6 protein-coding genes are annotated in these 7,202 nt (G+C 57.0%); 5 read left to right on the top strand and 1 reads right to left on the bottom strand.

The features are described from left to right. From ACJY2L_RS18595 to ACJY2L_RS18585, 3 genes are all read left to right on the top strand, one after another. A partial coding sequence (locus ACJY2L_RS18595; RefSeq protein ID WP_439351302.1) for a hypothetical protein occupies positions 1–231 on the top strand: 231 nt, incomplete at its 5' end. A 49-nt stretch (positions 232–280) separates the two neighbouring features. Continuing rightward, positions 281–1,339 (top strand): 7-bladed beta-propeller protein YncE, encoded by a 1,059-nt coding sequence (locus ACJY2L_RS18590; protein WP_439214033.1) that lies wholly within the window; start codon positions 281–283, stop codon positions 1,337–1,339. A 128-nt stretch (positions 1,340–1,467) separates the two neighbouring features. Then, positions 1,468–3,105 carry a dihydroxyacetone kinase subunit DhaK gene (locus ACJY2L_RS18585; protein WP_067434138.1) on the top strand — a complete coding sequence of 546 codons (1,638 nt, stop codon included), beginning with the start codon at positions 1,468–1,470 and terminating at the stop codon, positions 3,103–3,105. 41 nt (positions 3,106–3,146) lie between these two features. Here ACJY2L_RS18585 and sbmA read toward each other — a convergent pair whose 3' ends face one another. Further along, positions 3,147–4,379 (bottom strand): peptide antibiotic transporter SbmA, encoded by a 1,233-nt coding sequence (sbmA, locus tag ACJY2L_RS18580; RefSeq protein ID WP_439214034.1) that lies wholly within the window; start codon positions 4,377–4,379, stop codon positions 3,147–3,149. Positions 4,380–4,672: 293 nt separating this feature from the next. Here sbmA and ACJY2L_RS18575 point away from each other — a divergent pair, with 293 nt between their 5' ends. Both ACJY2L_RS18575 and ACJY2L_RS18570 read left to right on the top strand, forming a co-directional pair. Beyond that, positions 4,673–5,407 carry a gluconate 2-dehydrogenase subunit 3 family protein gene (locus tag ACJY2L_RS18575; protein WP_187486473.1) on the top strand — a complete coding sequence of 245 codons (735 nt, stop codon included), beginning with the start codon at positions 4,673–4,675 and terminating at the stop codon, positions 5,405–5,407. A gap of 2 nt (positions 5,408–5,409) precedes the next feature. Beyond that, a complete protein-coding gene (locus tag ACJY2L_RS18570) occupies positions 5,410–7,194 on the top strand; it encodes a GMC family oxidoreductase (RefSeq protein ID WP_439214035.1) in 1,785 nt (594 codons plus the stop codon). Positions 7,195–7,202: the final 8 nt, after the last annotated feature.

Genomic DNA, 7,202 nt, shown 5'->3' with positions numbered 1-7,202 from the left:
TGTTTGCCGGATAGCCGGGGTGCAGGGGCGGGGCGACTGCCGCCCCTGCTCGGGCTGCCTTCAGGCAGAACGAAATGGCCCTTGACCTGGCCTTATGCGGCGCACCGCCGCCACGTTCCTAAGCGGCGCACCGCCGCCATCCCCAATCCCCTGGTATTCTTCACTCTAAATGATTACTATTCTCAAAAAAGTCGTTATTTGTTCTCTTTCACGCGGTTGCAATGGAGTTAGTTAATGAGCAGCGCTGCAATCCCGCAGCGGCTTTTGCCATGGAGAAGTTATGAACGCTGTGCAAAAAACAGCTCAGTGGGCGCTACGTCCGCTGGTGCTCGCTTCCTTATTACTGTCGACGGCCGCGTTAGCGCAGCCCGGTGAAACCCTGAATCAGCCGGTGGCGAAGGGCGCTTACGAGCTCGCTTTTAGCGGCAGCGACAATGCGCTGTTCCTGGCGACGTCGCAAAGTCGCAGCCTCGATAAAGGCGGCGTGGTCTATCGCCTTGATCCACAAACGCTGGCGATTACCCAGATTATCCACAACGATCTTAAACCCTTTGGCGCCGCCATCAATCCGCAGACCAACACGCTGTATGTCGGTAACTCGGTAGAAGGTGCGGTGACCGCGATCGATGCCAGCAGCGGTGAAGTGCGCGGTCGGCTGGTGCTGGATGCGCGTAAACGATCCAAAGAGGTTAAGCCGCTGCAGCCGCGTGAGCTGGTGGTCGATGCGGCTACCGACCGCGTCTATATCAGCGGCGTCGGTGCGCCGAGCGTGGTGTGGGTGGTGGAGGGTAAAACCATGCAGCTGATCAGCACCGTGCCAGATACCGGCAAAGGCGGCACGGGTCTGGCGCTGGATGCAGCGGCGCAGAAGCTTTACGTCACCAACGGTGAGGGTGAACTGATCACCATCAACACGCGCACCAACGCGGTTGAGAAACGGCAGAAGCTGGAGGAAGGCCAGGAGCATTTCTTCCTGAATATCAGTCTGGATACCGCGACCCATCGTGCCTTTATCACCGATTCAAAACAGGCGGCGGTGTGGGTAGTGGACACCCGCAGCGGCAAGGTCGTACACAAAATTGCCGTGCCTGAATCGCTGGCGGTACTGTTTAATCCGCAACGTCAGGAGCTTTATGTCACGCACCGCAAAGCGGGCACGGTCAGCATTATTAATGCGCGTAACTACAACGTATTGCAGACCATTACCGCACCGGGTATGCCTAACAGCCTGGCGCTGTCGGCCGATGGTCAGGCGCTCTATGTCAGCGTGAAACAGGCCAGCTCGCCGAAAAAAGAAGCCACCGCGCCTGACAGCGTGATGCGCATCGCCCTCAAATAAACCCTGGCCGGGACGGCACGCCGTCCCGCATTTGCGCACTCATCCATCACTTTACCTCGCACGATCAACTACATTTAACCCTTTCTGCCGCCATTTCTGGCGCGCTCAACACCATCGGAGAGGATGTTATGAGCCAGTTTTTTTTCAACGATAAACAGCACGTGGTTAATGAAGCGATCGAAGGCGCACTGCTGAGCACGCCGTGGGCCAACCTCAGTCGGCTTGAGGTGGGCGAAGAGATTCGCGTTGTGGTACGCAATGACTGGGATAAGAACAAGGTCGCGCTGATTTCTGGCGGCGGATCCGGTCATGAGCCCGCGCACGTTGGTTTTGTCGGTAAAGGCATGCTGACGGCGGCGGTGTGCGGCGATATTTTCGCTTCGCCCAGCGTCGATGCGGTACTCAGCGCGATCATTAACGTCACCGGTGAAGCTGGCTGCCTGCTGATTGTGAAAAACTACACCGGCGACCGCCTCAACTTTGGCCTGGCGGCCGAAAAAGCGAAAAACCTCGGTTACAAGGTCGAGCTGGTCATGGTGAAAGATGATATCGCGCTGCCGGATAATCCGCAGCCGCGTGGCCTTGCCGGTACGGCGCTGATTCACAAAATCGCCGGTGCCGCCGCAGAAGCGGGCAAATCGCTGACCGACGTTACGGCGATCGCCAATCGCGCCATCAACGCCACGTCGAGCATCGGGCTGGCATTTGCCACCTGCCATCTGCCGGGCGAAGACCGTGATGAGCGGGTGAAGGCGGGCGAAAGCGAGTTAGGCATGGGCATTCACGGCGAGCCTGGTGTCAGCACGCTACCGACGCAGAACAGCCGTGAGATTGTCGACACCATGACCGGCAAACTGCTGGAAAACCTGCCAGCAGAGAAAAAGGTGCTGTTGCTGATCAATAACCTCGGCGGCTTCTCCATGCTGGAGATGGGCGTGCTAACGCGCGAGGTGATGGCCTCTGCGCTCGGCGACCGCATTACTCATCTGGTCGGCCCGGCGACGCTGGTCAGCGCGCTGGATATGAAAGGCTTTTCGCTGACCACGCTGCAGCTGGAAGCGGACTTTCTCGATGCGCTGCAGGCGCCGGTAGAAACCAGTGGCTGGCAGCCGCTGCGTGTCGCTGGCGCGGCGCAGACGATTAAAGGTGAGCGCGTGGCGCGCCTGCCGGACGCCACGCCATCAGAAAACGCGGCGGTGGGCGCGGTGGTGAGCAGCGTCAGCCAGACATTGGTGGATCTGGAAAAGGCGCTTAACGATCTCGATGCCAAAGTGGGTGACGGTGATACCGGCTCCACGTTTGCGGCGGGTGCGCGCAAGGTGCAGCAGGAACTGAAGGCGAACCGTTTGCCGCTGAACCAACCGGCAGCGCTGCTGGCGCTGGTGGGCGAACAGCTGGCCACGGTAATGGGCGGCTCAAGCGGCGTGTTGATGTCGATTCTGTTTACCGCTGCCGGACAACAGCTTGAGCAGGGCGAAAAGTTACCGCAGGCGCTGCTGGCCGGGCTGGAGCAGATGAAACATTACGGTGGCGCACAGCCGGGCGATCGCACGCTGGTCGACGCGTTGCAGCCTGCACTGGAAGCGTTGGTCGCAGGGAAAAGCCTGAAAGAAGCGGCAGAGGCGGCGAAGCAGGGCGCTGATGCCACGACGCAGATGAACGCAGCGAAAGCGGGTCGCTCATCCTATCTTAATCAGGAGAGCCTGCACGGGGTGAAAGATCCGGGGGCGTACGCGGTAGAACAGGTTTTTGCTAACCTCGTCTGATCGTAGTGGCTTCCGCCCTTAAGCGGGCGGAAGCTGCACAACTACTTTGAATCCAGCAGCTTTTCGTGGTGCGGCACATCGTCAAGAATCTGCTCAAAACTGCGCAGACGCTTGTAGATCGACATCAGTTCAATCAGCGTCGACCACGAGTTGATCAGATACTGGAAGGAACTGCGCACCTGGTCAAACACGTTGCTGATTTGGCTGAGCAATCCCAGCGTAATAGTGCCAGCAATGATCGACGGAAACAGCACAAACAGCCCGAACAGGCTATCCACCTGCAGGTAGAGGATGCGCGTCATATTGAAGTAGAGATAGTGAAAGTAGAGACGAAAATAGTTACGACGCACACGGCTGAACAGCTCAGCCACCGTGGGCGGCGTGGCACGATTAGGATCATCTTCGCCATACACCAGCTCTTTACGGTAGGCCGCTTCCACCCGCTGATTACGAAATTCCAGCCCCGGTAATTTTATCCCCACTATCGCCAGCAGCGAGGTACCAAACAACGACCAGGCCACGGCAATAATCACCAGTGCGTAGGGCATTGAGCCAAGCAGAGGCACCGTGGGCACATGTTTTGATAAAACAATCAGCACCGGCAAAAATGCCACCAGCGTCATCACGGCGCGAATTAAGTTAACGCCCCAGCTCTCCAGCGTGGTGGAAAAGCGCATGGTGTCTTCCTGCACACGCTGCGAGGCGCCTTCCACATGGCGCAGGCGCTGCCAGTGCGCCATATAGAAGTTATTCATCGCCGTACGCCAACGGAAAATCCAGTGACTGATAAAAAAAGCGTTAAAGATGCCAATGATCACGGCGACCAGCGCAATGCCCAAAAATCCCCACATTTGGTGATAGAGATCTTCAATTGGGACAGAGCCCGTTTTATTGAGCGCTTTTTGAATCAGATCGTAAAAGGGGGCATACCAGGCGTTAATCGCCACATTCACCTGCACATCAAACCAGGTAAAGAAGATGATCAGCGCGGAGCCAAGCACCGACCAGCGCTGCCATGGATGTGGGCTGCACACCGACCAGACGCCAGCGAACAGCGCTACCGCCATGACAAAATAGGCATAAAACCAGAGCTGTGACGGCTGCACAAAACGCAGCACGCTATTCGGCAGCGGCTTGTTGGCGTACTCCGCCAGCGCAGGCAGGTGAAAAATGATCTCATTACCACCGGCGAACCAGAATAAGATAACCAGCAAACTCCAGATAGCGGCGGAGCTGAAAAACAGGCCCGGACGCGGAAAAAAAGACGTAAACATAAGCACTCCACAGTTGTGACTGCACTGTTATAACGTCAAACCGCGTTGCCGTCTTCAGAAGGTTATGAAAGAAGGTTACAAACCCAGCGTAGGCCTCTGTGCTAATGTGCTCATTATGTTAATGAATTTGTGCGATTTTGAAAAAGTCGTCCTATTTTTGCGAAAAAAGAGTGTTACAATCGCGCTTTGTTACCAGTAACATTTGCGATTACCCTATAATTTACCCCTCATAACAAAGATAAATCGCTAACACCCAATTTTGTGCCGCTTCGCAGTGGTGCTAAGGCAATGTCATGTCAAAAGAGAAACAGGGCCATTCGCGTCGGGATTTCCTGCTGCGTACCATCACGCTGGCGCCCGCTATGGCGATCGGCAGTTCCGCCGTGGGCTCGCTGGCCATTACGCCAGCCGTTGCGGCCGACGTACGTCCGGTTGAGGATCAGGAAGCGCGGGCGTATCAGCCGAGCTGGTTTACTCCCGAAGAGTATGCCTTTGTTGCCGCCGCGGTTGGCCGTTTAATCCCGAAAGACGATCGGGGGCCAGGCGCCGTGGAAGCGGGCGTGCCGGAGTTTATCGATCGCCAGATGAATACGCCGTGGGGCACCGGCTCGAACTGGTATATGCAGGGACCCTTCCATCCCGATTCGATCAAAGAGCTGGGTTATCAGCTGCCGCTGGTGCCGCAACAGCTCTATCGGCTGGGCATTGCCGATACCGATGAAGCAGCCAAAGCGCAGTACGGCAAAATTTTTGCGCAGCTCGACGCCAGCCAGCAGGATGCGCTGCTACAGGCGATGGAAGCGGGCAAAGTTGAATTTAAACAGGTGCCTGCCGCAACATTTTTTACCTATCTGCTGCAAAACACCCGCGAAGGCTTTTTCTGCGATCCGGTACACGGTGGCAATCAAAATATGGTCGGCTGGAAGCTGGTCGGTTTTCCAGGCGCACGCGCTGATTTCATGGACTGGGTTGAACGGGACGTTAGCTATCCTCTGCCGCCAGTTTCCATTCGCGGAGAGAGAGCATAATCATGGCAAACGTAATGAAAAAAGTAGACGCGGTGGTGGTTGGCTTCGGCTGGGCTGGCGCGATCATGGCCAAAGAGCTGACCGAAGCGGGCCTCAACGTGGTGGCGCTGGAGCGCGGCCCACGTCGCGATACGTATCCTGATGGATCCTATCCACAGGTGATTGACGAGCTGACCTACAACATCCGCAAAAAGCTGTTTCAGGATCTCTCTAAAAGTACCGTAACCATTCGTCATAACGCCTCGCAAACCGCTCAGCCTTATCGCCAGCTGGCGGCATTTCTACCGGGCAACGGCACCGGCGGCGCCGGTTTGCACTGGTCTGGGGTGCATTTTCGCGTCGATCCGATTGAGCTGAAAATGCGCAGTCACTATGAAGAGCGCTACGGCAAGCAGTTCATCCCGGAAGGCATGACCATTCAGGATTTCGGCGTCAGCTATGACGAACTGGAGCCGTTTTTCGACAAGGCGGAAAAAGTGTTTGGCACCTCCGGCACGCCGTACACCGTGAAGGGCAAGCTGGTCGGCGACGGCAAGTTTGGCAACCGCTTTGCGCCCGATCGCTCCAGTCCGTTTCCGCTGCCCGCACAGAAGCGCACTTATTCCGGCCAGTTGTTCGCCAAAGCGGCGGAATCACTGGGCTACCATCCTTACGATCTGCCTTCCGCCAACACCTCGGGCCGCTACACCAACCCCTATGGCGCGCAGATGGGCCCGTGCAACTTCTGCGGTTACTGCAGCGGCTATGTCTGCTACATGTATTCCAAGGCATCGCCAAACGTTAATATCTGGCCAGCGCTGCGCCAGGAGCCGAAGTTTGAGCTGCGCGACAACGCTTACGTGTTGCGGGTTAACCTCAACGATGAGAAAAATCGCGCCACCGGCGTGACCTACGTTGATTCGCAGGGCCGTGAAGTGGAACAGCCCGCGGATATCGTTATCCTCTCAGCGTTCCAGTTCCACAACGTGCACCTGATGCTGCTTTCCGGCATCGGCAAACCGTACAACCCGATCACCAACGAAGGCACCGTTGGCCGTAACTTCGCCTACCAGAATATCTCTACGCTGAAGGTGCTGTTAAAAGGCGACGAGCACACCAATAACTTTATCGGTGCCGGCGGCGCGGGCATCGCCATCGATGAATTCAACGCCGATAACTTCGACCACTCGAAGGTTGGCTTTGTTGGTGGTTCACCGATCTGGGTGAATCAGGGCGGTACCAAGCCGATCTCCGGCATGCCGACGCCAACCGGTACGCCAGCCTGGGGGAGCAAGTGGAAAGCTGCGGTGGCCGATCACTATACGCACCACGTTTCCATGGATGCGCACGGTGCGCACCAGTCGTATCGCGCCAACTATCTCGATCTCGATCCCAACTACAAAGATTCGCACGGTCAGCCGCTGCTGCGTATGACCTTTGACTGGCAGCCAAACGACATCAAGATGTCGCAGTTTATGTTTGCGCGTCAGCAGGAGTTAGGGCGGGCGATGAATCCGGTCGGCATGACCGGCTCGGCCAAAAATGCCAACAGCCATTTCGACACCACGTCCTATCAGACCACGCACCTTAACGGCGGCGCGATCATGGGAGAAGATCCAAAAACCAGTGCGCTGAACCGTTATCTGCAGAGCTGGGATGTGCACAACGTCTTTGTGCCTGGCGCGTCCGCCTTCCCGCAGGGGCTGGGCTACAACCCAACCGGCATGGTGGCGGCACTGACTTACTGGGCGGCGAAAGCGATCCGTGAGCAGTACCTGAAAAACCCCGGTCCGATGGTGCAGGCATAAGGAAAATG

The sequence above is a fragment of the Duffyella sp. Ts4 genome, assembly GCF_051851875.1.
In the GTDB taxonomy this organism is placed as follows: domain Bacteria; phylum Pseudomonadota; class Gammaproteobacteria; order Enterobacterales; family Enterobacteriaceae; genus Duffyella; species Duffyella gerundensis.
Note: the sequence above shows the minus strand (reverse complement) of the source record. Positions and strands in the feature narration are given on the sequence as shown.